Genomic DNA, 25,218 nt, shown 5'->3' with positions numbered 1-25,218 from the left:
GCCACGTTTCATCTTTTGTTGGATTTATTGCGGAGTCTTGGTAGCGTCAGCGTGGTCTGGGCCTCCGCCAGCATGTGGCCGGCGGCGAATGGTTGTCTTTTGGGGAGGAACTTCTTATGTCGCGTGTGTTGTCAACTGAGCAAGCGAAGGCTGCGATCGCGCAGGTGCAGTCGATCATCAATGGTGGTTTCACTGATCAGATCTCTGCACTGGATTCGCAGGGCAAGGTCTTGTCGGATCCGAACGTCTGGGATGGTCCCCTGGCGGCGGAGTTCCGCGGTTCGACCTGGCCGGAGACGAAGGCTGCCCTGGATAAGGCCAAGGACGAGCTGGAGCAGCTGCGCGGACAGCTGCAGAAGATCTCCCAGGATATTTTCTCAGCCGGCGGCGGTGCCTGAGCCGGTTTTTCGCGAGTGAGGGCCGGGTAGCCACTCCGTTCGGGTGAACGGGCGGTTGCCCGGCCTTTGCGCGGTCTTTCATTCTTAGCCGGTTCCGGTACGCCCCGGACCCGGTCTATGCCTCTTTCCGGGCTCTTCCTGCCGCTGGTGATCGTTCCCGGGCGGGCGCCGGTCCGTGTGGCGGCTTTTCTTATTCCAGTTTTTGTTCAGTGGGGGGCTTTAGCTGTGACCGAGTTCGTTGAGGTGCCGTTGTTGCCGGCTTCGGATGCTTCCGATGGTGGGCGGTTCAGTTATACCGTGGCGGACTCCGTCAGGGCGGGGTTCGAATCGGCGGCATCACGGCTTGAGGAGCATTCCGGGTCGCGGACGTCGTTCGTCGCCTCGGCGAAGGAGGACTTCAAGGGACACTTTTCGGAGGTTTTCGCGGCCAACGCTGCCACGGCGAGGAGCGACGCGGAGGCATTGGCCGCGGCGCTGCGGACCGTGGCCGGCTACGTGGGCCAGATGATCGGGGCCGCGCACGAGGAGGACGCCCGGCGGCGGAGGAACAACGAGTGGGTTCGCCGGCACAACAACCGCAACCTGCTGGAACAGGCCGGTGACTTGCTCTTCGGTGAGCAGGAGCGGCCGAACGCCCGGCCGGGCAAGGCTCCGACATTCGCCCCGGCTGAAGCCGCCACCGGGTCCCGGGATACCCCGCCGCCCGGCGGCGGATACGGCGGGGGGACGTCCTCGGCGCGTCCGGCGAACCTTCGGTCCTTCGCGGCGAACTCCCGTGGCCTGGACGAGGGAGTGTCCTCGGCTCCCGGTGCCTTGGAAGGGCAGCTGTCCTCCTTCGCCTCCAACTGCTACTGGGGACGCATCGACGCATCGGGTGTCGTCAGGGCTTACCGGGAATACCTAAGGGCCAACGAAAACGACGCGAAATGGGCCGTGACCATCGCCGATGCCTTTGCCGCCGCCGGCGGTGAGGGCAGCGTCTCGACGCTCTCGGACGCGGCGGTGAATGAGGCCCTGGTGGCCGCAGGGGTGAGCGCGAACCGGTCCGGGCTGGTGATCGACCCGCCGACGGCGGCGGGCGCCATGCCGACCAGCGGTTATGCAAACGACCCGGTCAATACCGCCACAGGAAACTTCATCGAGCCCGAAACGGACCTGGGTTTCGCCGGGACCGCCTCCACATTGGTGCTGACGCGGATGTACAACTCGCTGGCGTCGGGACTGGAGACGCCGGGGGTGTTCGGCCGGGGATGGGCCTCCGTCCTTGATCAACGCCTTGCACTTTCGGACGAGGGCTGCCGGTGGGTGCTGGCCGACGGCCGCGCGGTGGACTTCCCCCGCGAGGGCGCGGGATGGGCCCGGGCGGTGGGGGAGAATTACTGGCTCACCCGGGAGCGGGCCACCGCCGGCGGGCTTGCGGAGTTGAGCTCCCTGCCTGACGGCACGGCCGAGCTCCTGGTGGTACGGGACAACCAGGGCGCATGGTGGGCCTTCAGCCTCGCCGGGGTGTGGCTCGGCGCCGGGGCGGGGCCGGGGCGGACGGTGTCCGTTCTCCGGGAAAGGCTGACCGACGGCGGGTCCGGGGCCGGCCCTATCTCAAGGCTCGAACACACACGGGGCCGATTCCTCGACGTCGAGTACGTGGACGGGCTGGTTGCCGTGGTGCGGGCCTCGGACGGGCGCAGGGTCGAGTACGGCTACGGCGGCGGCGGCCGGTTGACTAGCGTGACGACGGAGCTGGGGGCGCGCACCTACCGGTGGAACGAACAGGGCCTGATCGAGGCGGTCTATTCCGCCGCGGGGGTTCTGGAAGCGGAGAACACCTACGACGAGCACGGCAGGGTCACCCTGCAGCTCACCCAGCACGGACGCCGGACCCGGTTTGCGTATCTGCCGGGCCGCGTCACCGTGGTCTCGGATGAGAACGGTGCCCGTTCCAACTCGTGGATCGCGGACGCGAAGGGCCGGCTGGTCGGTGTGCTCGACTCCCATGACCAGCGGCAGTCGATGGCCTACGACGGCCACGGAAACCTGGTTGCCTTCACCGAGCGCGACGGGGCGGTGACGGTGCACGCCTACGACGCGCGGGGCCGGAAGACCCGGACCGTGACCCCGGAGGGCGCAGACCTTAGCTACGGCTGGGACGAGCAGGACCGCATCACCACCCTGGTGACGGAGTCCGGGGCGGTCGTGGCGTACGAATACGCCGATGAGGTGTCGCGGGACCCCTCCGTCATCTTGGACCCGCTGGGCGGGCGCACCGAGCTTCATTGGCGCGACGGGCAGCTGACCCGGGTCGTGGACCCGGCGGGCGTCGCGGTGGAGTTCGAATATGACGGCTTCGGGGACCTGGTCGCGACCCGGGACGCGGTAGGGGATGTCGCGAGAATCGTCCGCGACCGGGCCGGCCGCCCCGTTGCGGCGATCACCCCGTCCGGGGCGGAAACCCGCTTCAGCTACGACGGTGCGGGGCTGCTCGTGCGGCGTGAGGACCCCGACGGCGCCGTCTGGGCCTTCGAACACGACTCGGCGGGGCGGACGACGGCGTTCGTCGCTCCGGACGGGGGACGGACCGAACTCGAGTACGCCGCCAACGGTGAGCTGGTCCGCACGGTAGATCCGTTAGGTCGCAGCATCGAGCGGGTGTTCGATGAGCTCGGCAATGTCACGGCTGCGGTGCTGCCGGACGGCGCCCGCTGGGGATTCGCCCATGACTCACTGTCCAGGCTGGTCGGGATCACGGACCCCGCCGGCCACGACTGGGTGCGCGAGTACGACAAGGTCGGCGCCCTGACCGCCGTCGTCGACCCGACCGGTGTCCGCACGGACGCCACCACAGACCGCAGGGCCGGCACGGCCACCCTGACGGATGCGTTCGCCTCCTCGACCTACAGCTTCGACGAGTACGGGCGGCCCACGCGGGTCCAGGGTGCGGACGGCTCCGCGGACCTGGTCACCTATGACGCGGCCGGGAACCCAGTGGAACTCCTCGACGGAGAAGGCGGCCTGACGGTCCTGGGCCGGGACATGGCCGGGAAAATCACCTCGGTCACCTCTCCCGCCGGCGCGGTCACCGCATACGAGTACGACGCGTGCGGCCGGCCCTGGCGGACCACGGACCCGCTCGGCGCGGTCACGGAACTGGCCTACGACGCCGACCAGCGCGTCATTGCCCGGACGCTGCCCACCGGCGAGGTCGAAACCTTCGAATACGACGCCTGTGGCCGGCTGCTGGCCCGCAACACCCCCGGACAGGGAGTGTCCCGGTACGGCTACGACAAGGCCGGGCGGCTGAGCTTTTCCCAAGACACCTGGTACGGGACCCGCCGGTTTAAATACAACGTTGCCGGGGAGCTCACCGAGACGGTCAACGGCGTCGGCGGCAGGACCCGGTTCGAGTACGACGTCCGCGGCCGCCTGGTCCGGATCACCGACCCGAACGGCGGGGTGACCACCCGGACCCACACGGAAAAGGACCAGGTGGCCGCCGTGGCCGACCCGCTCGGCCGGGTGAGCACCGCGACGTATGACCCCGCCGGGCGGCAGCTGTCCCAGACCGATCCGGACGGGCACACCACCACCTGGACGTACGACGCCGCCGGGCGGGAGGCCACGACCTCGGTGGATGGGCAGCTCCTGGCTTCCGTCAGCCGGGACTTGCTCCGACGCCGGGTGGTCATCACCGACCACACCCGCGGTGACGGGCTGGCCGTGGAACACGAGCTCGGCTTTGACCGGTGCGGGCGGCTCACCTCCCGCACCCGCGGTGGCCACGGAATGTCCTGGGCATACGACGCCGACGGGAACCGTACCGCCTTTACCGGCGCGCATGGCACCACCACCCGCTATACCCGGGACGCTGCCGGACGAGTTGCCGGCGTGAGTAACCCCCTGCTGGGCGAGGCGGTCTTCACCCACGACGCGTCGGGCCGGCTAACCTCTGCCACCGCCGGGGAGTTGGTGCAGGAATGGGTTTACCGCAACGGTACTTTGGCCGAACACAGCCGCACTGACCGCAGAGATCCGGGCTCGGCCGATGTCACGTTGATCGGACGCGACAGCGACGGCCGGATCACGGGGCTGACCCGCGCCGGTGGTGTGACCCGGTACGGGTATGACGGGGCCGGGCAAATGGTCTCAGCCGCCACGACCGGGGACGGCTCTCCGGACGCTGCCGTGTCGGGATGGGAGTACGACGCCGGGGGCCGCCTCCTCCGCGAAACTTTCCCTGGCGGGTTCCGGGCGTATGAGTACGACTCAGCCGGGCAGTTGTTATCCGTGGCCGACCCCGACGGGTCCCGGACGGAGTACGTCCACGACGGCCTGGGCCGGCGCACCCGGCAGATCCGCCCGGACGGGTCCTGGACCGAATACGCCTGGGGTCAGACCGGGCAACTGCAGGGCATGACCGATCGGAACCCCGACGGGGCGCAGCTTTCCCGGCATGAGCTGTGGGTGGACGCGTTGGGCGAACTCGCCGCCTTGGATGGTTCGGAGCTGTGGTGGGATAGCGCCAACCCGATCCCCACCCTGGCCGGCATCGGCGGAAGGCAGGTCCTCTCCTTGCCCGGTGGCGTGACCGGCCTCGGGGATGCCTGGACCGCACCGGGCTGGCGTGCTGCCCGCCCCACCGACCAGACCGACCCCTGGGCCATCATCGGCGCGGCAGCGGCCACCACGCCGGAACCCGGCGCCACGGGTCTGGGGGCCGTCTCGGCGCTCGCCGGCGCTCTGCCCGCCGGGATCACCCTGACCGGCAACGGTGGCCTGGACATCGGGGGCCTGGAATGGCTCGCCGCCCGTGCCTACGACCCGGCTACGCGTGGGTTCCTCTCCACCGACCCCCTCGCCCCCGTCCTCGGGGCGGGTTGGGACGGCAACCCCTACGCCTACGCCGGCAACAACCCGCTCAACACCACCGACCCCACCGGCCTGCGGCCCCTGACCGACGACGAACTGAAGGCCTATGACGGCTCCAACCGCGGAGCGTTCGCCGCGGCAGGGGACTGGTGGAAGAACAACTGGGAGTACGTCGCTGGCGGGGCAGCGATCGTTGCCGGTGTTGCGTTGATGTTCACGGGCGTCGGTGGGCCGGTTGGATTGGCTCTTGTTGGTGCAGCATCCGGGGCGCTGATCTCAGGCGGCACGTCAGTCGTAGTTCAGAAGGCAACCGTAGGATCCGTTGAGATGCAGAAGGTCTGGGAAGATGCGGCGGTTGGCGCCGTGGGGGGCGCGTTCGGTGGAGCCGCGGGCGGACTTCTATCCCGCGGAGCTAGCACTGCGCGTGCCGCGGTGTCTGCGGGTTCAGCATCGCCCGTGGTGAGGACGGCCGGTACCGTGTTGGGTCGTACCGCAATTCGAAGTTCGTTGGCGGCCGGCGTGGGCGGTTCGGCGAGCAACGTCACGTCCTATGCTTTGGACGATGACGTAGACCACACGTTCGGTACCTTTGTCGCGACCGCCGGTACCGGCTTCGTGACCGGCGCAGGTGGATCCTTCGTCGTCGGCAAGATAGGGTCGGGTCTGGCTGATGACGTAGCCACCCGGGTCCCGGGATGGACTGGTGCTATCTCCCGCGGGGCTCACGCTGGCCAGCCCGTCAACTGGGGCTCCGTCGTGACGGAGCAGTTGGTCGATCGTCTTGGCGGGAGCGTAATTTCGGTGGGGAACACAGGATTGCAGCCGGGCGGCGCGTCGCGCCAGGAACTTTTGAACGGTGCCATTCAGGGATTCGGGAGCGGGGCTTCCGGACCGTCAGCCGGCCGCCATGCAAGTGGCGGGTAATGGAAAGGTCGAACAAAGACATGTCGACAAAGCGTGGCCCTGCGACACGAAAGGTCACTAGGCCGGGAGTCAAGTGGTTGTACAGACTAGGTGGCCTTCTCATTCTGGTGATTGGTGGAGGTGCGCTGTTCAGCGCGCAGTTGGACTCGATGGCTATTGAAAGCGTGCGCTGTGTGGTGGTGTCGGCGGAGCCGAAGACGGCGTCAGGCGGGCTGAGAGGATCGGTGTCGACGCCGGCGGTTCTCGTTCAAACGTCGAATTGCGGACCCATTGAGGTGTCGAAGGGAGTGACTTTCGACCGAAGACAAGAGGTAGCGTCTTCATTTAAAGTTGGCGCTGAGTACGATTTCGAGATCGGCTGGTTCTCCCGGGTCGTCATGAAAGACTTCCTCCACCAAATTCAATCAGCGCAGGATTATCGGCTGGCGGAATGATCCATGCCGCGTTGACCTGAATCGGGCATTTTGCGCCGCTTCAGGTCAAGCTGCAAATGGCAAAGTGTCCCTAAGCGTGGCCGCGCGCCAAGTAAGCGATTCTAGGTAGGCCTCTGGCGGCTCCAGCCGGGGGCCTTCGCCGCGGCGGGGGACCGGTGGAAGAACAACTGGGAGTACGTCGCTGGCGGCGCCATGGTGATCGCCGGTGGGGTCCTTATGGCCACTGGAGTGGGCGGACCTATCGGTATGGGCCTCGTGGGCGCAGGCGCATACATGATCATCCAGAAGGCGACAACAGGCAAAGTGGATGTGAGTTAAGTTCGGCTCAGCGGCGCCCTCGGCGGTTTTGGGGGTGCCGGTATCGCCGCCCGGGCAGGTTTGACCGGAGCGAAGGCGACCCTCGTGGCCGGGGCCAGCTCAGGTGGCATTGGTGGCGGCATCCAGGGCGCCTACGGGTACTACAACGGGCCTTGGCCCCACACCTTCAGAGCCGCCCTGGGAGCGGCCGCCCAAGGAAGGGTGTTCGGGGCGGCGACCGGAGGTGCCGGCGGCGTGGCTGGCCGGAAGATCAGCCAACGAGTCTTGGCGTCCCTAACCGAACGTCCAAGTGCGGGGACTGTTGCGATCGGAAGGTGGATGAAAGGGCGTGTCACTCCCTATGCCGACGCACAGGGATATGGGTACTACAAAGGCAAACCAGGCTGGATGCACGATCATTTGGAAGAACTGAGGCTACTGGCAAATCCGGACTCGTAGTGCGGCGAACGCTTACCCGCGTAGAGTCAGCCGTGGACAAGTCTTTCAACAAGGCGTGGATTAACATCCAAATAAATTCCGGGAGGAGAATCGTTGACATCGGTGTCGACCTGGATTCGCCCTTCTATCAACTCGAACGCAACGCCGTCCACGGATATGCCGGATACTCGCAAGACTTCCGACCGGATAGGGATTTACAGTCGAAGTGGGAGCGGGATCCCGATGCAGATTGCGATGATTCCTTGCCTGCTGGTTCTCTTCAGCTTATGGCGGGCCGGTCGAAAGCCCGATGCGCATCATATGGGTAAGGGCGGGCGTATTGGAGTGTACGTCTTCGGAACGGCGATGATTCTGGCATGCGTTGTTGGCCAGTGGATCATGGGCCAGGCGATTCTGGCTAATGGCGGATTCTTCAGCGACTAGGTTTCATCGGGCTGCTGATGGTGCCAGTACACAAAGGCGGAGTTGCAAACCAAGGAGGCCTATACATGGGTGGAACAGACCAAACCGTAGTTGAGCAGCCCTGGACGCTCTCCGACGGGAGCGTCAAAGATTCATGGATCCTCAAATGACGTCAGGCTTGGAACACATTCCTGCAGAACTGGCGGCGCTTCTTGGACGCTACTCCTACGAATCGGAAGCAAGATTTTTTGAAGAGATTGTATCGGCTGTACGTGAGACCGAGAACCTTCCCGAAGCGCAGAAGGATATAGCCAGGGACATCTTGTCTGCTTACCGCGGACTGGGCAGCTTGAACGACCTGGTAATAATGGTTGATGGAAAAGTTGATAGCCAGGTGAATGGGCATCTCCACAAGCTACTGCGGGAACTCAAGACCGTGGCCATCGACGTTGCCACGGGAAGCGCCGGCTGATGGGGCCCAGGGAATGAAGATCCGCTAGGAGCGCTTGCCGGGCAGGACCTGTTGGGTCTGCTATCCCCGCAGGGACACGGCGTCGACGGGCGGCACGGCCGTGCTGGAGCGGATCACGAACTTGGTCGGATACTCGGTGTCTGCAGCCGCCGTCTCCGCGCCGCCCTCCAGCCCCGCGAGCAGGCGCCGGACCGCCAGGGCGCCCTGGCCCCGCGGGTCCTGGTCGATGGTGGTCAGGCCGAAGAGCTCGCCAAGTTCGTGGCCGTCAATCCCGATGACCGACAGATCCTGGGGAACGCGCAGCCCGAAGTCGCGGGCGGCGAGGATGGTGCCGATCGCCATTTCATCCGAGGCCGCAAAGACCGCCGTCGGACGCTCCGTCGAACTGCCGAGTAGTTGCCGGGCGCTGGCATACGCGCCCTGGATGGTGAAGTCGGCGGAAACCAGCCATTCCGGACGGATCGTCAGCCCGGCGTCGCGCATGGCTTTGGTGAAGCCGCCCTGCCGCGTACCCGGGAGCCGGAAGTCCTTCTCATATGCGGCGTCGCCGGTCATGTGCGCGATCCGGCTGTGGCCCAGCTGGATCAGGTGCCGGGCTGCCGCCTCGGCGATGCCCGAGTCGTTGATCCGGATCGTCGAGGCGCCCGGCAGCGGGCCGCCAATCCCGACGATCGGCCGATGGATGGCGAGCAATTGCTGGATCTCTGCCTCGCTGAGTTCCAAGGACACCGCAATGACCGCGTCCACACGCTTGCGCAGGAGGAAGTCGTTTAGCACGCTGTGCCGGCGTTCCTCGCCTTCGCTGACGTTGTACAGCGTGAGGTCGTAGCCGGCGTCGAGCAGAGTCGCGGAGACGCCCTCAACCACCGAGGAGAAGAACCAGCGGTGCACGGACGGAACCACGACGCCGACGTTGTGGTTCCGCCCGGACGCCAGGCTGGAGGCGTGGTAGGACAGCACGAATCCGAGCTCGGCTGCGGCGGCTTGGGCCCGCTCACGGCTCTGGGCCGATACATTGCCCTTGCCGCTCAAGGCACGCGAAACGGTGGCGATGGAGAGGCCGGCCCGTTCCGCGACGTCCTTGATGCCGGGCATTTTCAGCTCTCCGTGTCCTCGATGTAGATTTCCAGCCAAACAGTTTCACCTGAGCTTAACCGATGGGCGTCTTCTGCCTGCTCCGCGGTTGCGGAGCTGCGCAGCAGCACCTGTCCGGCGGGCAGCTCGAGCGGCTCCGGCCCGACGTTCAGCAGCACCGCGGTGGTGCCGTTGAGGTAGGCCAGGGAGGTGTCCGTGCACCAGTCTTCGAGCCAGGCAAGCGAGCCCTGGCCGAGGCTGAGCTCGCGCCGGAGTTCCAGCATCCGGCGGTACAGGAACAGGTGCGACGACGGCGACGCGGCCTGCGCGTCCCGGGCCAGGCCGGCGAAGCTCGCCGGCTGCGGCAGCCAGGGATCCGCCCCGGCGCCGAAGCCTGCGTGCGCTTCGGCGGAACGCCACGGCAGCGGCACCCGGCAACCGTCGCGGCCCAGCCGCTCGCCACCGGTACGGCCAAAGGTGGGGTCTTGGCGCTTGGCGTCCGGAATGTCGATTCCGTCGGGGAGGCCCAACTCCTCGCCCTGGTACAGGTAGGCGCCGCCGGGCAGGCCGAGCATGAACATCGAGGCCGCCGCGGCACGGGAGCGCCCCAGCTCCTCGTTCGGCTGCGGATCGGCGGGGCCGATGCCGTCGCCGTCGCGGGGGGCAGGTCCGTCGTAGCCGAAGCGCGTGGCGTGGCGGACGACGTCGTGGTTGGACAGCACCCAGGTGCTCGGCGCGCCGACGGCGTCCAGGGCGGTCAGGGAATCGGTGATCACGCCGCGCATGCGGTGCGGGTCCAGGCCGGTATGCAGGTAGGGGAAGTTGAAGGCCTGGTGCATCTCGTCGGGGCGCACCCAGTCGGCGAGCCGGGGGAGCGGATCCACGTTGGCTTCGGCGCAGAGAATGCGGTCGGGGCCGTATTCGGCCAGGATGCGGCGCCAGGTGCGGTAGATGTCGTGCAGCGCGGGCTGGCCGAACATTGGCGCCTCGTGGCCGGGGAAGCCGTGCGAGCTGTTGCCGTCGGCGCGGCCGCCCCATTCGGGCAGGCCGGCTGCCTTGACCAGGGCGTGAGCCACGTCTACGCGGAAGCCAGAGACACCCCGGTCCAGCCAGAAGCGCAGGACGCGCTCGAATTCGGCGTGGACGGCGTCGTTGTCCCAGTTGAAGTCGGGCTGGGAGGTGTCGAAGAGGTGCAGGTACCACTGGCCGGGGGTGCCGTCCGGTTCGGTGATCCGGGTCCATGCCGGACCGCCGAAGTGCGACTGCCAGTTGTTGGGCGGCAGCTCGCCGAACTCGCCGCGGCCGTCGCGGAAGATGAACATGTCCCGCTCAGGGCTGCCGGCGCGGGCAGCCAGCGCCGCCTGGAACGCGCTGTGCTGGTCCGAGCAATGGTTCGGCACCAGGTCCACGATCAGGCGCAGGCCAAGACGGTTGGCCTCTGCCATCATGGCGTCGAAGTCTGCCAGGGTCCCGAACAAGGGGTCGACGTCGCAGTAATCGCTGACGTCGTAGCCGGCGTCGCGCTGTGGGGAGCGGTAGAACGGCGAGAGCCAGACCGCGTCGATCTCCAGCTCGGCGAGCTGGGGGAGTTCGGCTGTGATGCCGGCCAGATCGCCGACCCCGTCGCCGTTAAGGTCCCGGAACGAGCGCGGGTACACCTGGTAAATGACGGCCGAGCGCCACCAGCCGGGGGTGTTGTCTGCGGCGTGCACCAGGGTCAGCGGGCCGGCCAGCGCGGCGGGGGCGGTGAGTACTGAATCAACGGACATGCCGGTAATCGTAAGTCCACATGGCCGAAATTGAAAACGCTTCCAGTCAACCGCTCCGCCGCGCCTTCTATGCCGCCGTGGAGAGAGCCGCCCGGCGAAGCCCCAATTTCCCGCTGATGCGGCGCCATCACACTTTCCCGCGCGTTTCAGGGCCGGTTAGGGTCGGACGACACGCCACGCTAGGATGACTTTCCAAAGCGTCCATCACCGTGTAGCTTGGAAGCGCTTGCAGCTGTGAGCCACATCACCGACGATGCCACCGGGCCCAGGAGTCTTCCGAAGAGCCCTCCACGTGGATGCAGGATTTTTATGAAAGGGACACCAATGAAGGTGCAGAACACCCTCACAACCGGAACCAGCCGCCGGGTATTCACGGCCGGTGCAATCTCCGTCGTTGCGGCTCTGGCGCTCAGTGCCTGCGGCGGGGCAGCAGCCACCGGCCCGGCCACGGCAACGGCCACCGCGAAGCCGGACCTCAAGTCCGGCGGCGCCGGCACGATCACCATGTGGGTCGACGCTGAGCGCTCGCCCGCACTGAAGGACATCACCGCCAAGTTCAAGGCTGACACCGGCATCGACGTGAAGCTCGTGGTCAAGGACTTCGCCGCCGTTCGCGACGACTTCATCACCCAGGTCCCGACGGGCAAGGGCCCGGACCTGATCGTCGGCCCGCACGACTGGGTAGGCAAGTTTGTGCAGAACGGCGTCATCGCGCCGGTCGAACTCGGCGATAAGAAGGACGCCTTCCAGGAGTCCTCGATCAAGGCCATGTCCTACAACGGTTCCGTTTACGGCGTTCCCTACGCGATCGAAAACATCGCGCTGCTGCGCAACACGGCCATCGTGCCGGACGCGGCCAAGACCATGGACGAGGTCATCGCCAACGGCAAGAAGGCCGTCGCGGAGGGCAAGGCCAAGTTCCCGTTCCTCGTCGGCATGGACCCGAAGCAGGGCGACCCGTACCACCTGTACCCGCTGCAGTCCTCCATGGGCTCGCAGGTCTTCGGCAAGGCCGCCGACGGCGGTTACGACCCGAAGCAGCTGCTGATCGGCGACGCCGCCGGCGTCGAGTTCGCCAAGAAGCTGGCCGCTTGGGGCGACAAGGGCGAAAAGATCATCAACTCCAACATCACCGGTGACATCGCCAAGGAGAAGTTCCTCGCCGGCGAGTCCCCGTACTACCTGACCGGCCCGTGGAATGTCCCGGACGTGCAGAAGAAGGGCATCAAGTTCGCGGTTGACGAGCTGCCGACCGCCGGCGACCAGCCGGCCCAGCCGTTCATCGGCGTCAACGGCTTCTTCATCAGCTCCAAGAGCGCCAACGCCCTCGCCACGAACGAGTTCGTCACCAACTACCTCACCTCTGAGGCAGCCCAGGACTCCATGTACAAGGCAGGCGGCCGTCCGCCGGCACTGAAGGCCTCCTTCGACAAGGCTGCCAGCGATCCGGTTGTCGCCGCCTTCGGCAAGATCGGCGCCACCGGCGTCCCGATGCCGGCCATCCCGGAAATGAGCGCTGTCTGGGCTGACTGGGGAGCCACCGAGCTCGCCCTGATCAAGGGCCAGGGCGACCCGGCCGCTGACTGGGCCAAGATGGCCGCCAGCATCAAGGGCAAAATCAAGGGTTAGTACCCGCGCCGGGGAATGAGCGCCACGCGCGCCCTTCCCCGGCAGCATCGGGCCGGGCGGCCACCAGGCCGCCCGGCCCTTCCTGCATCACCCCAGCTTCTCCCAAGGACTGTAGAGAGCCATGTCAGATACCGAACTCCGCGAGGACACAGACCCCGCAGCGACGTCCCCTTCGGACGCCGTCCCCGCAAACCACGGCCGGCAGGCCAGAACCCTCCGCCAACGCCGGACCGGTCCGGAGGGGATCAAGGGGACGATTGCCAAGATCGTGCTCCTGGGCCTCGTGGACGCCCTGGCCGTCTACGTCCTGATCATGCTCTTCCTTAGCCAGTCCTGGCTGGCGCTGGGTGTCTCCGCCGCCGTCGTGCTGGTGATCAACTGGATCTACCTGCGCAAGGGCGGCCTGCCGGCCAAGTATCTGGCCCCCGGCGTGCTGTTCCTGCTGGTTTTCCAGGTTTTCGTGGTCATGTTCAGTGGCTACATCGCCTTCACGAACTACGGCGACGGGCACAACAGCACCAAGGATGACGCGATCGCCGCCATCCAGCTCACCGCCCAGAAGCGCGTCCCGGATTCACCGGCGTACAAGACTTCCGTGCTGGCCAAGGACAACTCGTTCTACCTGCTCTTCACGGACCCGCAGGGCAAAGTCTCGCTGGGCACCACCGACAAGCCGCTGGAGGAAGTCTCCGGGGCCGGCAAGGACTCCACCGGCAAGGCCAAGACGCTGGACGGCTACCAAACCCTGAACTTCCAGGAAATCGTGGCCAATCAGCAAGGCATCCTGGACATCAAGGTTCCCGTTTCCGCGAACCCTGCCGACGGCACGCTTCGCACCGCGGATGGCAGCAACGCCTACCAGTTCAAGCCGGCGCTGAAGTACGACCAGGGCGCGGACACCTTCACCGACACCACCACGGGCGCGGTCTACCGCGACAACGGCAAGGGCGCCTTCGCCGCGGATAACGGCGAGACGCTCTCCACGGGCTGGAAGATCGACGTCGGGATGGAGAACTTCGCCCGCGCCTTCACCGACCCGAGCCTGCGCGGACCCCTGCTGGGCGTCATCCTCTGGACCTTCACCTTCGCCGTGGCCTCCGTGGCACTGACCTTCGCCCTGGGCCTGTTCCTGGCCATCACCTTCAACCGGGAAGACCTCAAGGGCAAGAAGGTGTACCGGATCCTGATGATCCTGCCGTACGCCTTCCCGGCGTTCCTCACCGGCCTGGTCTGGTCCGGCATCCTCAACCCGGAGTTCGGCTGGCTCAACCAGACCCTGCTCGGCGGGGCCTCGATCGGCTGGCTCACGGATCCGGTCCTGGCCAAGATCAGCGTCCTGGTGGTCAACCTCTGGCTGGGCTTCCCCTACATGTTCCTGGTCTGCACCGGCGCCCTGCAGTCGCTCCCCTCCGAACTCGACGAAGCTGCCCGGATGGACGGCGCCGGCCCGTGGCGGGTGTTCCGCTCCATCAAGCTGCCGCTGCTGCTGGTGTCGATCGCCCCGCTGCTGATCTCCTCCTTCGCGTTCAACTTCAACAACTTCAACGTGATCTTCATGCTCACCGGCGGCGGTCCGCGGTTCGCCGACACCGACCGGGACATCGGAGCCACGGACATCCTGATCACCCTCGTCTACAAGGTTGCCTTCGGGCAGGGCACCGGCCGTGACTACGGCCTGGCCAGCGCCCTCGCCATCATCATCTTCATCATCGTGGCCACCGTTTCGGCCATCAGTTTCAAGCAGACCAAGGCACTCGAGGACGTGAACTCATGAACGGGTCAGCACCGCACACCACCGCCCCGGTGGACGCCACCGGCACCGGCACAGGCACAGGCACCGCCGCCACCGACGTCGAATACCTCAAGTCCCTGCAGCGCCGGCGCCCCTTCGGCGTCTGGTTCAAGGACAAGGGGTGGCGGCACCTGGTGGGTGTCATCGTGACGATCTTCGCGGTCTTCCCGCTGCTCTATGTGCTCTCCGCAGCGCTGAACTCCACCGGCACGCTCGTCGGTTCCAACGCACTGTTCAGCAAGATCGACTTCGGGAACTTCACCGCCCTCTTCGACATGCCCTCGCGGCCCTTCGCCCGCTGGTTCCTGAACACCATGGTGGTGGGCGGCGTGACCTCCGCGGCCACGGTGTTCCTCGGGGCGATGGCGGCGTATGCCTTTTCCCGGATGCGCTTCACCGGCCGACGGTTCGGCCTGCTGAGCCTGCTACTGCTGCAGATGTTCCCGCAGCTGCTGGCCGTCGTGGCCATCTTCCTGCTCCTCAGCGGCATCTCCGAGGTGATTCCGGCGCTGGGCCTGGGCAGCCAGCTGGGCCTGATCATGGTGTACCTGGGCGGAGCCCTGGGCGTGAACACCTACCTCATGTACGGGTTCTTCAACACCGTGCCGCAGTCCCTGGACGAGGCCGCCAAGATTGACGGCGCCAGCCACACGCAGATCTTCTTCGGCATCATCATGCGCCTGGTCACGCCGATCCTGGCCGTCGTGGGGCTGCTGTCCTTCATCGGCATTTCAGGTGAATTCGTGATCGCGTCCGTGGTGCTGACCGATCCGGACAGCCAGACCCTCGCCGTCGGGCTGTACTCATTCGTGGCGCAGCAGCGCTCCGAGAACTGGGGTGTTTTTGCCGCCGGCGCCGTGATCTCGGCCATCCCGGTGATGGCCCTGTTCCTGTTCCTGCAGCGTTACATCGTCAGCGGGCTCACGGCGGGCTCGGTGAAGGGCTAGGCATGTCAGGTGCTGCCGCGGCCGGGTTGCTCCCACACCACGACGGGTCCGGCCTGCACGCCCCGCAGCAGCCGGCCCTGGGGGACCAGGCCCGGCTGCGGATCCGCGTCCCCGAAGCGTGGGGTGCGGCCAGCCGGGTCTGGCTCCGCTCGATCCACGACTGCGAACCCCGTTACACGGGCTGCGTAAACCTCGGGGAGGCGGACGGCTGGGCCTGGTGGGAAGCGGAAATGCCCGTCACCAACCCGGTGGCCCGCTACCGGTTTTTGATTGAGGCCGGGCAGCGGTACTGGCACCTCAACGCGCAGGGCCTCTTCGGCCGGGACGTCTCCGACTACGCGGACTTTCGGCTGACTGCCTTCCCCGCGGCGCCGGCGTGGCTGCGGCAGGGCACCCTGTACCAGGTCTTCCCGGATCGTTTCGCTCGCTCCGCCCGGGCTGCGGGGCACCCCGTCCCGGACTGGGCGGTGCCTTGCGACTGGGACACCACCGAAGTGCAGGGCGCGTCCGCCGAAACGCCCTTCCAGTTCTACGGCGGCGACCTGCACGGTGTCACGGAGCACCTGGACCACATCCAGGAGCTTGGAGCGGACGTCATCTACCTGACGCCGTTCTTCCCCGCCCGGTCCAACCACCGCTATGACGCATCCACTTTTTCCACCGTTGACCCCCTGCTCGGCGGGGACCAGGCCCTGGTGGAGCTCGTCGAAGCGGCCCACGCCCGCGGCCTGAAGGTGATGGGCGACCTGACCGCCAACCATTCCGGCGATGCGCACGAGTGGTTCCAGCGGGCACTGGCCGCGCCCGGGTCCGAGGAGGCGGGCTACTACTACTTCAGCAAGGACCACAGCAGCTACGAGGCCTGGTACGGGGTGGCCTCGCTGCCCAAATTCAACTGGGCCTCGGCCGGGCTGCGGGACAAGTTCGTCCTCGACGACGATTCGCCGGTGGCCCGCTGGCTTCGGCCTCCGTTCAACCTGGACGGCTGGCGGATCGACGTCGGCAACATGACCGGCCGGCTCGGCGAAACCGACCTCAACCAGGAGGTGGCCCGGCTGATTGCGGACCGGGTCCGCCAGATCAACCCGGACGCGGCGCTGCTGGCCGAGGCGACCAACGATGCCGCTCCGGACTTCAGCGGCGAGCACTGGCACGGCGCCATGACGTATTCCAACTTCACCCGCCCGCTGTGGGCCTGGCTTTCAGGCGACGCCGGGCACGTCAACTTTTTCGGAACGCCACTGCCCGGCCCCAACCGGATGGGCGCGGAGGACTTCCTTGCGACCCACCAGGACCTGGCGGCGGCCTTCAGCTGGGACGTCCGGCAGCAGAACATGAATGCCCTGAACAGCCACGACACCGCCCGCGCCGCCACGGTCATGATCGACGGCGGCCAGCAGCTGGGCGCCGTGCTGATGTTCACCCTGCCCGGCGTGCCGGTGGTGTTCGCCGGGGACGAGTTCGGACTCAAGGGCGACAACGGGGAGTTTTCCCGGACTCCCATGCCCTGGACCGACCCGTCCCGGATCCTGACCGACCTCCGGGACCCGTACGCCGCGCTTACCGCTTTGCGCCGGGCCCAGCCTGCCCTCACCGGCGGCGGAATCCGCTGGCTGCACGCGCAGGGCGATGCGCTGGCCTTCGTGCGGGAAACCGCGGACAACACGGTACTGGTGGTGGTGGCCCGGGCCGCGGCCGAAGTGGACCTCGCAGCGGGCCTGCTCTCTGCCCGGCAGCTCGCCGCGCTTGCGGATACCCCGGCCTTCGCCGTCGGCGCGATAGCGGCAGCCGCTGGTGGGGCGGCAGCGACCGTCCGTGCCGGCGGCCCGGCAGCCGGCGTCTGGGTGCTGCCCGGAGTTGCGCTACCGGCACCTTAGACTGAAGGCCACGACTGAGGGCCGGATTCGACGGAGAACTGGAGAGCGCATGCGCAGCATTGTTGAGGAGCTGACGTCCGCCCTGGGCGGGGCGAAGGTCATCGCGGATGAGGCGGTCCTGGCGGCGTATGCCGTGGACCAGGCGCCGGTGCTGGACTACCAGCTCCCGCAGGCCGTGGTCCTGGCGGAATCCGTGGCGGACGTCCAGGCTGCCGTCCGGGCCTGCGCTGCCCAGCGGGTGCCGCTGGTAGCGCGCGGGGCCGGCACCGGCGTGTCCGGCGGTGCGCACGCCAGCGAAGGCTGCGTGGTGCTGAGCCTAGAGCGGATGAACCGCATCCTCGACCTCAACCCGGACGACGAAACCGCCGTAGTCGAACCCGGCGTCATCAACGCCGAGCTTAATGCCGCCGCCGCGGTGCACGGCCTGATGTACGCGCCCGATCCCGCCAGCTACAAGCTCTCCACCATCGGCGGGAACGTCGCCACGAATGCCGGCGGCCTGCGCTGCGCGAAGTACGGGGTGACCCGGGATTCCGTGCTGGCGCTCGACGTCGTGCTTGCGGATGGCACGCTGATCCACACCGGACACCAGACCTTCAAGGGCGTGGCGGGCTACGACCTCACAGGGCTGTTCGTGGGCTCCGAGGGGACCCTCGGGATCGTCGTCGGGATCACGGTGCGGCTGAAGTACCTGCCGCGGGAGGTCCACACCATTGCGGCGTTCTACCCCGACTTCCGCAGCGCCGCGGCGGGTGTCCTGGCCGTGGGCAAGGCGCGCGTGCAGCCGGCCATCATGGAACTGCTCGACGGCGGCTCGCTCGCCCAGCTCGACGCCGCCCACGGCTCCGACCTGGCGTCCCGGGGCGCCGCGCTGCTGCTGGTCCAGACCGACGGCTTCGGCGCAGCGGCGGAGGCTGCCGCGATCCGGCCGGTGCTGGCCGCCGGCGGGGCCGTGGTTACCATGGAAGCCAATGCCGAAGCCGAGCAGCTGGTGGAACTGCGCCGCAACAGCCGCGGCGTCGAGGTCGACGACGAATACCGGGTGGGCGAGGACGTGGCCGTTCCGCGGTCCCGGCTGGTGGACTACGTCGCGGAGCTGGAGGCGATGGCCGTCCGCCACCAGGTCAAGCTCAAGGTGGTGGCGCACGCCGGTGACGGCAACCTGCACCCGACCTTCTGGGTGGACCGCACGGGCGGCGCCGTGGACGCCGCAGCGATCGAACGGCTGGGGGCGGCCCTGGACAACTCCGTCACCGTGGCCCTGGCGATGGGCGGCACCATCACCGGGGAGCACGGCGTGGGACAGTACAAGCTGCGCTGGCTCGGCCTGGAGCAGAAGGAACCGGTGCGCGAGCTGCAGCGCCGGATCAAGGAACTCTTCGACCCCGCCGGAATCCTGAACCCCGGCAAGGCGATCTAGCCCGGCTGTGCTTCTTCCCGCCCAAGTAGATCGCAATAGTTGCCGTTATGAGCCCTCAAAACGACAACGACTGCGAGTCAGTTGGGTTGGGGGAGGGCTCAGTCGTCCGAGTCCGGGTATTCGTCGATCGCCTCGTCTTCGCCGTAGCGTGACTCCTCGGTCTCGACTTCAAGGATCTTGAGCAGCTCTGTGTCGGGGTTCAGCATGATCGCGGCCTCGTCACGGCGGTGCCGGAGCTCCGAGTCGATGTAGGACTGCACGGCCTCGGCGAGCGGGATGTGCCGGTTCTCCTTCTCCGACATATACCAGCGGTGCTCCAGGATCTCGTGCACGGCTTCCGCCGGTTCAAGCTTTCCGGAGAGGTCGCGGGGAATCGAGCGGACGATCGGCTCGAAGATCTGGCTCACCCACAGGTGCGCGCTGTACTCCTCGTCCATCCCAGGGTTGTTGTCCGCACGGAAGGAGTCCATGTCGTTCAGCAGCCGCCGGGCCTGGTTCTCCTGCGCATCCAGGCCGGTCAGGCGCAGCAGCCGGCGCTGGTGGTGGCCCGCGTCCACCACCTTGGGCTGGAGTTGGATCGTGGAGCCGTTCTGCGTGGTCTTGATCGCGTATTCCTCGACGTCGAAGCCCAGTTMGTTGAGCCGCCGGATTCGCGCCGCGACCCGCCAGCGCTCGCCGATCTCGAAGGATTCCTTTTCCGTCAGCTCGGTCCACAGCCGCCGGTAGCTCTCCATGATGAGCTCGCTGGTGGCCACCGGGTCCACCTTTTCCTCGATCAGCCCGCCGTCGAGCAGATCCATCAGTTCGCCGGCGATGTTGACCCGGGCAATTTCCAGGTCGTACTCGCGCTGGCCGGTGGACAGGTCCGGGTACAGCTCGCCGGTCTCGGCATCCACGAGGTAGGCCGCGAAGGCGCCGGCATCGCGGCGGAACAGGGTGTTGGAGAGCGAAACGTCGCCCCAGTAGAAACCGATGAGGTGCAGCCGGACCAGGAGCAGAGCCTGCGCGTCGATCAGGCGCGTCAGGGTGTCCTTGCGCAGCATCTGGGAAAACAGCGCACGGTACGGCATCGAGAACTTCAGGTGCCGGGTGACCAACACGGGATTCAGCGGCCGGCCCTCCGGGGTGGTGCGCCCCGTGATAACCGCAACCGGCTCCACGCACGGCACGTCCAGCCGGGCGAGCTTGCGGAGCATGTGGTACTCGTGCCGCGCGATGTGCTCCGAGGTTTCCTTGATGGCGATCACGGAGCCGCCCAGGTGGGCGAACCGGACAATGTGCCGGGAGATGCCGCGGGGGAGGGCAGCGAGGTACTCCGCGGGCCAGTCCTCGAGCGCGATGTGCCACGGCAGATCCAGCAGCTCGGGTTCCGTGGCCGCCGCGGTAATGCTCAGCGAACTCGACGCCGCCTTCTCGTCGTTGGCGCTGGCGGCCTGGTACCGGGGCAGCTTGCCGATCTGGCCGTAGTCAGTGGGTTCATCGTGCCACTGGGCACCGTTGTCCTCGGTCATAACGCAATTCTCCCGTACTTGGGTGGGCCACGCCTAAAGCTGCCGGATAACGGCCGACGGCGGCCCTCCCGGAGGAGAGCCGCCGTCGGAAGCGGACTGGGCCCACGCCGGCAGGGTTCCCTGACCGAAGCGAAGCGAGGTTAGGGAGCCGGTGGGGACTAGTCGCCGAGGCGCAGGCCGGTCTTGGTGTCGAACAGGTGCACGTGGCCCGACTGCGGGCGGACCCAGACGGTCTCGCCCTTCATCGGGGGACGGCGGCCGTCGACGCGGGCCACGATGTCGTGGTCCTTGCCGTCCAGCGTGGTGTGGCCGTAGACGTAGGCGTCGGCGCCGAGTTCCTCGACAACGTCGACCTCAACCTGCAGGCCCTCGCCCTGCGGCGCGGTCTCGAGGTCTTCCGGACGGGTGCCCAGCGTGACGGTGGAGCCGGAGGCGTCCTCGAGGACGTCGCGCGGTACCGGGTAGACGGTGCCGCCGAACTGCACGCCGCCGTCGACGACGGGAAGTTCGAGCAGGTTCATGGCCGGGGAGCCGATGAAGCCGGCGACGAAGACGTTCTTCGGCTTGTCGTAGAGGTTGCGTGGGGTGTCCACCTGCATCAGCAGGCCGTCCTTGAGGACGGCCACGCGGTCGCCCATGGTCATGGCCTCGACCTGGTCGTGGGTGACGTAGACGGTGGTGACGCCGAGGCGGCGGGTCAGCGACGCGATCTGCGTGCGGGTCTGCACGCGCAGCTTGGCATCAAGGTTGGACAGCGGCTCGTCCATGAGGAAGACCTGCGGGTTACGCACGATCGCGCGGCCCATGGCGACGCGCTGGCGCTGGCCGCCGGAGAGCGCCTTCGGCTTGCGGTCCAGGTACGGCTCGAGGTCCAGGAGCTTGGCAGCTTCACGGACACGCTCGGCGCGCTCTTCCTTGCTGACGCCGGCGATCTTCAGAGCAAAGCCCATGTTGTCCGCCACCGTCATGTGCGGGTACAGGGCGTAGTTCTGGAACACCATGGCGATGTCGCGGTCCTTCGGCGGAACGTCGGTGACGTCGCGGTCGCCGATCAGGATCCGGCCGGAGTTCACATCCTCAAGGCCTGCAAGCATGCGCAGGGAGGTGGACTTTCCACAGCCGGAGGGTCCAACGAGGACCAGGAACTCGCCGTCGGCGATTTCAATGTTGAGCTTGTCAACAGCGGGCTTCTCTGTGCCCGGGTACAGACGCGTAGCGTTATCAAAAGTAACTGTAGCCACAGTTATCAATCCCTTCACCGGCAGGTACGTGCCGGACGATCCGTAGTGAATGGTTCTTTGTATTCAGTTGTGGCATCCGGTGGTGGATGCGCATGCTCCCCGGCCGAAGCCGAGGAGCATCCAGTGACGCCGCACGGTAGTTGTGCGCCACATCACATACAGAGTATGTCAGATTTTTGTCTTTGGGGCTAAATAGTTGCGGATCTCACAGGTAACCTCGCTCACTTTGGGGGAGATGGCGCTGTGTATGCTGTGCCCATGACGGCCTTGCAGATCTATGTCAGCTTCCCCGGCACGGCGCGGGAAGCGCTTGGCTTCTACGCGGGTATTTTCGGCGGCGGCTTGTCCCTGTTCACCTATCAGGAGTTCAACCGCGACGACGGCCCGCCCGATGCCGTCGCCCATGGCCAGCTCAACGGGCCAGTGGCCCTGGCGGGATCCGATGTGGCGGCCGGCCAGACGAGTGTCCGGTGCGAAGGCCTAATGCTCTCACTGCTGGGGACCGCGGAACCTGCAGTCCTGCACGAGTGGTTCGACAAGCTCTCGGCCGGCGGGCGGGTGGTGGACCCCCTGGCCGCGAAGCCGTGGGGTGCCTCGGACGGCCAAGTTATCGACCGCCACGGACTTCACTGGCTGATCGGTTACGAACCTGAGTCCGCACCGAGCTGATACGCGGATCAGGCTTATACGCGCCTGAGGGCCGGAAATGGCAGCTACTGGGAGTCAGTTGCTTCAGATTCCGGCTCTTTGTGTGGGCGGGCCTTGCRCGTGGGATCCACGGTGCCATCGGCGCCGTAGTTGCCCTCGGAATACCGGCCGACTTCCGACTCCGCCGTGCGCGCCGGTGCCGATCCGGCACCGCCGTAGTCCGCCCTGACGTAGCGTCCCGATTCGCGGGCCTTGTCGCCAAGCGGTTCGGGCAGTCCACCTTCGGATCCCGCCGCACCGTAGTTGCCCTCAATGTACTGGCCTTCCTCGTCGTCCGAGTGCCGGCCGGACTGGGCGCCGGACTTGCCGAAGTCGCCTTCGACGTACCGGCCCCGAAGGTCCTTTTCCTCAGGGTTCGAGCCGGAACCGGCTGCCTCCGAGGTGTTTTCCTTGCCGCTGTTCTTGGTCATGATCGTTCCCTTCCGAAACGAAATCTGCGTCTTGTGCGGCGCAATTTAAGTCTAGCGAGGGCAGTCGATCCCGGACAGGATGACCCGGGAGTGCCGGGTTGAAGGGGCGGGCGGGGGAGCCAGGCGGCGACGTCCTAGGCGCCGACGGCCTTTCGCCGTTCGCGCAGCAGCGCTTCCAGGAACTCGGAGACGTGTGCCGGGGCTTCCACCCGAAATTCGGCCTGGGTGAAGTCCAGTCCCACCTTGACGCCCAGGTCGCCGCGGATGAGGCTGCCCAAGGCGTCTTCATCCGTGGTGTCGTCACCGGCGAACACGATGGCGGTGGCTCCGGTGGCCTGGCGGAGGAATGAGATCCCTTCTCCCTTGGAGGCGTGGACCACGGAGGTCTCCAGCACCCGGTTGCCGGTTTTGACGAAGACGCCATGGCGGTCCTGCAGGGCAGCCTTCGCCGCCGCCACAGCGTCCTCGGCGACATCGTCGGCGGCCAGCCGGGTGTGCAGCACGACGCCGGCCGGTTTGTCCTCCAGCAGGGTTCCGGGCGCTTGGTCCACGATGTCGGCCAGCACCTGGCGCACCTCCTTCAGCAGTTCCCGCTGGCTGTCTTCCAAGACCAGTTCGGTGGAGCCGGGGCCCATCCAGACTTCCGCGCCGTGGCTGCCGATCAGTAGGGTCTGCTCCGGCGGTGAGGCGACCGCCCGCAGGCTGTCCAAGGCCCGGCCGGAGATGAGCGCCGTCGTCGTTCGGGGGAGTTCCGCAAGGGCCGCGAAGGCGTCAGCCGATCGGGGCAGGGCCCGGGAATCCTCCGCATGGTCCACCAGTGGTGCCATGGTGCCGTCGAAGTCCATGGCCACCAGGAGCTGTTCCGTGCCGGCGACGCGGTGCACGGCCTCCAGCAGCTCGGGGGAGAGCGAAAGCTTGGTCCGGGGGGCGTCGGCCTCAGGAGTCATCGCGGACCACCTTTTCCTGGAGCGCGCTCAGGAAGTCCGCGGACCAGAGGTCGACGTCGTGGTCCAGGATCTGCTTGCGCATGGCCCGCATCCGCCGCGCGGCCTCGGCGGGCTGCATGTTGACTGCCCGCATGATTGTGTCCTTGAGGCCGTCGATGTCGTGCGGGTTCATCAGGAGTGCCTGCTTGAGCTGGTCCGCGGCGCCCGCGAATTCACTCAGGACCAGGGCGCCGTCGTTGTTCGTCCGGGCGGTGACATATTCCTTGGCCACCAGGTTCATGCCGTCGCGCAGGGCGGTGACGAGCATGACGTCGGCCGCCAGGTACAGCGCCACCATTTCCTCGATCGGGTAGCTGTGGTGCAGGTAGCGGACGGCGGTGTTCTGCATGGTGTCGAAGGTGCCGTTGATGTGGCCGACGGTGCCTTCCACTTCCTCGCGCAGCAGGCGGTACTGTTCGACGCGCTCGCGGCTGGGGCTGGCCACCTGGATCAGGGAGGCGTCCTCCACCGTGACCTTGCCGTCTTCGAGGAGTTCCTCGTACGCCTTGAGCCGGTGCCGGATGCCCTTGGTGTAGTCCAATCGGTCCACACCGAGCAGGATGGTTTTGGGGTTGCCGAGGTCGCGCCGGATCTGCTTGGCGCGTTCGATGATCTCGGGATTCCGGGCCAGTTCGCTGATCTGCTTGACGTCGATGGAGATCGGGAACGCCTGGGCGCGGGCGATGTGCGTGGTTTCGCCGTCGGCGCCCTTGACGTGGACCTGCTGCTGCTTGACGCTGGCGCCGAGGAAGCGGCGGGCGGAGCGCATGAAGTTCCCGGCGTCGCTGCTGCGCTGGAAGCCCACCAGGTCCGCGCCCAGCAGGCCGTCGATGATCGCGCGGCGCCACGGCAGTTGCGCGAAGATCTCCGGCGGCGGGAAGGGGATGTGGTTGAAGAAGCCGATCTTAAGGTCCGGGCGCGCCTCGCGGAGCATCTTGGGGACCAGCTGGAGCTGGTAGTCCTGCACCCAGACCGTGGCTCCCTGGGCGGCGTGGCGGATGACGGCGTCGGCGAACCGCTTGTTGACCTTGCGGTACGAGTCCCACCAGGCGCGGTGGAACTCGGGCGGAGCGATAACGTCGTGGTACAGCGGCCAGAGCGTGGCGTTGGAGAACCCCTCGTAGAAGAGCTCGATGTCCCGGGTGCTGAGTTGGACGGGGATAAGGTCGATGCCGCCGTGGCTGAAGGGCTCGAGGTGTTCGTCGGGGGCGCCGTGCCAGCCCACCCAGGCGCCGTCGGTCTTGGTCATCATCGGGGCCAGCGCGGTCACCAGGCCGCCGGGGGAACGGCGCCAGCCGTCCTCGCAGCCAGGCTCATCGGGGGAGCACCGGTCCACCGGCATGCGGTTGGACACCACCATGAAATCGAACGTGGCGCCCGGCTCCGATGCGTCCGGGTGCTTTTCGGCGCCTGGCTCGGTGTGCTGCGCCCGGTCGGCTGTCTGGGCAGTATCGTGCTCGGCGGCCTGCTCGGCGCGTTGTTCGGCGCTCTGCTCGGCGCGTTCGGTTGCTTGCATTGGTGCCCCCTGGGGTCGCTTATGGCTCTTATCCACCCTAGCCGGGTGGAATCTTCCGGGCTATTCGTCCGTTGGGCACACAGAAGGAAACT

Annotated in this window: 18 protein-coding genes; 11 read left to right on the top strand and 7 right to left on the bottom strand. The window is 66.9% G+C overall.

Annotation, left to right across the window (positions count from 1 at the left end; all coding sequences use genetic code 11):
• Nucleotides 1-116 precede the first annotated feature (116 nt).
• From AC1DK9_RS14405 to AC1DK9_RS14385, 5 genes are all read left to right on the top strand, one after another.
• On the top strand, nucleotides 117-398 hold the full coding sequence (locus AC1DK9_RS14405) for a pyrophosphorylase (protein ID WP_175321939.1): 282 nt from the start codon (nucleotides 117-119) through the stop codon (nucleotides 396-398).
• Between the two features lie 297 nt (nucleotides 399-695).
• A complete protein-coding gene (locus tag AC1DK9_RS14400; protein ID WP_476916345.1) occupies nucleotides 696-6,182 on the top strand; it encodes a DUF6531 domain-containing protein in 5,487 nt (1,828 codons plus the stop codon).
• A gap of 149 nt (nucleotides 6,183-6,331) precedes the next feature.
• A complete protein-coding gene (locus tag AC1DK9_RS14395) occupies nucleotides 6,332-6,616 on the top strand; it encodes a hypothetical protein (protein WP_476863495.1) in 285 nt (94 codons plus the stop codon).
• A gap of 978 nt (nucleotides 6,617-7,594) precedes the next feature.
• Nucleotides 7,595-7,795, top strand: coding sequence for a hypothetical protein (locus tag AC1DK9_RS14390; protein ID WP_476916344.1), 201 nt, complete (start codon nucleotides 7,595-7,597; stop codon nucleotides 7,793-7,795).
• A 145-nt stretch (nucleotides 7,796-7,940) separates the two neighbouring features.
• Nucleotides 7,941-8,246 carry a DUF6966 domain-containing protein gene (locus tag AC1DK9_RS14385; protein ID WP_476916343.1) on the top strand — a complete coding sequence of 102 codons (306 nt, stop codon included), beginning with the start codon at nucleotides 7,941-7,943 and terminating at the stop codon, nucleotides 8,244-8,246.
• Between the two features lie 60 nt (nucleotides 8,247-8,306).
• Here AC1DK9_RS14385 and AC1DK9_RS14380 read toward each other — a convergent pair whose 3' ends face one another.
• Together AC1DK9_RS14380 and AC1DK9_RS14375 are read right to left on the bottom strand one after the other, a co-directional pair.
• A complete protein-coding gene (locus AC1DK9_RS14380) occupies nucleotides 8,307-9,341 on the bottom strand; it encodes a LacI family DNA-binding transcriptional regulator (protein ID WP_476916342.1) in 1,035 nt (344 codons plus the stop codon).
• A gap of 2 nt (nucleotides 9,342-9,343) precedes the next feature.
• Nucleotides 9,344-11,089, bottom strand: coding sequence for a glycoside hydrolase family 13 protein (locus AC1DK9_RS14375; protein WP_476916341.1), 1,746 nt, complete (start codon nucleotides 11,087-11,089; stop codon nucleotides 9,344-9,346).
• A gap of 324 nt (nucleotides 11,090-11,413) precedes the next feature.
• Here AC1DK9_RS14375 and AC1DK9_RS14370 point away from each other — a divergent pair, with 324 nt between their 5' ends.
• The 5 genes from AC1DK9_RS14370 (at nucleotide 11,414) to AC1DK9_RS14350 (ending at nucleotide 18,754) form a co-directional block, all read left to right on the top strand.
• Complete coding sequence (locus AC1DK9_RS14370; RefSeq protein ID WP_476863500.1) at nucleotides 11,414-12,718, top strand: sugar ABC transporter substrate-binding protein; 1,305 nt, start codon at nucleotides 11,414-11,416, stop codon at nucleotides 12,716-12,718.
• A gap of 121 nt (nucleotides 12,719-12,839) precedes the next feature.
• Nucleotides 12,840-14,492 (top strand): ABC transporter permease subunit, encoded by a 1,653-nt coding sequence (locus AC1DK9_RS14365; protein ID WP_476916340.1) that lies wholly within the window; start codon nucleotides 12,840-12,842, stop codon nucleotides 14,490-14,492.
• On the top strand, nucleotides 14,489-15,457 hold the full coding sequence (locus AC1DK9_RS14360; RefSeq protein ID WP_476863502.1) for a sugar ABC transporter permease: 969 nt from the start codon (nucleotides 14,489-14,491) through the stop codon (nucleotides 15,455-15,457). The genes AC1DK9_RS14365 and AC1DK9_RS14360 overlap by 4 nt, the downstream gene beginning before the upstream one ends.
• A 2-nt stretch (nucleotides 15,458-15,459) precedes the next feature.
• Nucleotides 15,460-17,334: a glycoside hydrolase family 13 protein gene (locus AC1DK9_RS14355; protein ID WP_476916339.1), complete on the top strand. Its 1,875-nt coding sequence runs from the start codon at nucleotides 15,460-15,462 to the stop codon at nucleotides 17,332-17,334.
• A 49-nt stretch (nucleotides 17,335-17,383) separates the two neighbouring features.
• Complete coding sequence (locus AC1DK9_RS14350; protein ID WP_476916338.1) at nucleotides 17,384-18,754, top strand: FAD-binding oxidoreductase; 1,371 nt, start codon at nucleotides 17,384-17,386, stop codon at nucleotides 18,752-18,754.
• 98 nt (nucleotides 18,755-18,852) lie between these two features.
• Here AC1DK9_RS14350 and AC1DK9_RS14345 read toward each other — a convergent pair whose 3' ends face one another.
• The gene (locus AC1DK9_RS14345) at nucleotides 18,853-20,265 is read right to left on the bottom strand and encodes a DUF4032 domain-containing protein (RefSeq protein ID WP_476916337.1); all 1,413 of its coding nucleotides are present in this window, start codon (nucleotides 20,263-20,265) and stop codon (nucleotides 18,853-18,855) included.
• Between the two features lie 158 nt (nucleotides 20,266-20,423).
• Nucleotides 20,424-21,506, bottom strand: a complete 1,083-nt coding sequence (locus AC1DK9_RS14340) for an ABC transporter ATP-binding protein (protein ID WP_476909065.1) — start codon at nucleotides 21,504-21,506, stop codon at nucleotides 20,424-20,426.
• A 258-nt stretch (nucleotides 21,507-21,764) separates the two neighbouring features.
• On the opposite strand from AC1DK9_RS14340, the gene AC1DK9_RS14335 reads away from it, so the two are divergent.
• Nucleotides 21,765-22,175: a VOC family protein gene (locus AC1DK9_RS14335; protein ID WP_476916336.1), complete on the top strand. Its 411-nt coding sequence runs from the start codon at nucleotides 21,765-21,767 to the stop codon at nucleotides 22,173-22,175.
• Nucleotides 22,176-22,219: 44 nt separating this feature from the next.
• Here the strand turns inward: AC1DK9_RS14335 and AC1DK9_RS14330 are convergent, their stop codons facing one another.
• The 3 genes from AC1DK9_RS14330 to AC1DK9_RS14320 form a co-directional block, all read right to left on the bottom strand.
• Nucleotides 22,220-22,624 carry a hypothetical protein gene (locus tag AC1DK9_RS14330; RefSeq protein ID WP_476916335.1) on the bottom strand — a complete coding sequence of 135 codons (405 nt, stop codon included), beginning with the start codon at nucleotides 22,622-22,624 and terminating at the stop codon, nucleotides 22,220-22,222.
• A gap of 134 nt (nucleotides 22,625-22,758) precedes the next feature.
• Nucleotides 22,759-23,571, bottom strand: a complete 813-nt coding sequence (gene otsB, locus AC1DK9_RS14325) for a trehalose-phosphatase (RefSeq protein ID WP_476863509.1) — start codon at nucleotides 23,569-23,571, stop codon at nucleotides 22,759-22,761.
• Entirely contained in the window at nucleotides 23,561-24,970 is a 1,410-nt protein-coding gene (locus AC1DK9_RS14320) for an alpha,alpha-trehalose-phosphate synthase (UDP-forming) (protein WP_476863554.1), read from the bottom strand. Before AC1DK9_RS14320 ends, otsB begins: the two co-directional genes overlap by 11 nt.
• Nucleotides 24,971-25,218: the final 248 nt, after the last annotated feature.

This window comes from Arthrobacter sp. 01T414 (assembly GCF_056398965.1).
The sequence above is the reverse complement of the archived record's forward strand: the minus strand, read 5'-3'. Positions and strand labels throughout refer to the sequence as shown.

What these genes read in the sequence shown, in the direction of transcription:
- AC1DK9_RS14405 (WP_175321939.1), top strand. Translation starts at nt 117, where the DNA reads ATGTCGCGTGTGTTGTCAACTGAGCAAGCGAAGGCTGCGATCGCGCAG.
- AC1DK9_RS14395 (WP_476863495.1), top strand. Translation starts at nt 6,332, where the DNA reads ATGGCTATTGAAAGCGTGCGCTGTGTGGTGGTGTCGGCGGAGCCGAAG.
- AC1DK9_RS14390 (WP_476916344.1), top strand. Translation starts at nt 7,595, where the DNA reads ATGCAGATTGCGATGATTCCTTGCCTGCTGGTTCTCTTCAGCTTATGG.
- AC1DK9_RS14385 (WP_476916343.1), top strand. Translation starts at nt 7,941, where the DNA reads ATGACGTCAGGCTTGGAACACATTCCTGCAGAACTGGCGGCGCTTCTT.
- AC1DK9_RS14380 (WP_476916342.1), bottom strand. Translation starts at nt 9,341, where the DNA reads ATGCCCGGCATCAAGGACGTCGCGGAACGGGCCGGCCTCTCCATCGCC.
- AC1DK9_RS14375 (WP_476916341.1), bottom strand. Translation starts at nt 11,089, where the DNA reads ATGTCCGTTGATTCAGTACTCACCGCCCCCGCCGCGCTGGCCGGCCCG.
- AC1DK9_RS14370 (WP_476863500.1), top strand. Translation starts at nt 11,414, where the DNA reads ATGAAGGTGCAGAACACCCTCACAACCGGAACCAGCCGCCGGGTATTC.
- AC1DK9_RS14365 (WP_476916340.1), top strand. Translation starts at nt 12,840, where the DNA reads ATGTCAGATACCGAACTCCGCGAGGACACAGACCCCGCAGCGACGTCC.
- AC1DK9_RS14360 (WP_476863502.1), top strand. Translation starts at nt 14,489, where the DNA reads ATGAACGGGTCAGCACCGCACACCACCGCCCCGGTGGACGCCACCGGC.
- AC1DK9_RS14355 (WP_476916339.1), top strand. Translation starts at nt 15,460, where the DNA reads ATGTCAGGTGCTGCCGCGGCCGGGTTGCTCCCACACCACGACGGGTCC.
- AC1DK9_RS14350 (WP_476916338.1), top strand. Translation starts at nt 17,384, where the DNA reads ATGCGCAGCATTGTTGAGGAGCTGACGTCCGCCCTGGGCGGGGCGAAG.
- AC1DK9_RS14335 (WP_476916336.1), top strand. Translation starts at nt 21,765, where the DNA reads ATGACGGCCTTGCAGATCTATGTCAGCTTCCCCGGCACGGCGCGGGAA.
- otsB (WP_476863509.1), bottom strand. Translation starts at nt 23,571, where the DNA reads ATGACTCCTGAGGCCGACGCCCCCCGGACCAAGCTTTCGCTCTCCCCC.
- AC1DK9_RS14320 (WP_476863554.1), bottom strand. Translation starts at nt 24,970, where the DNA reads ATGGTGGTGTCCAACCGCATGCCGGTGGACCGGTGCTCCCCCGATGAG.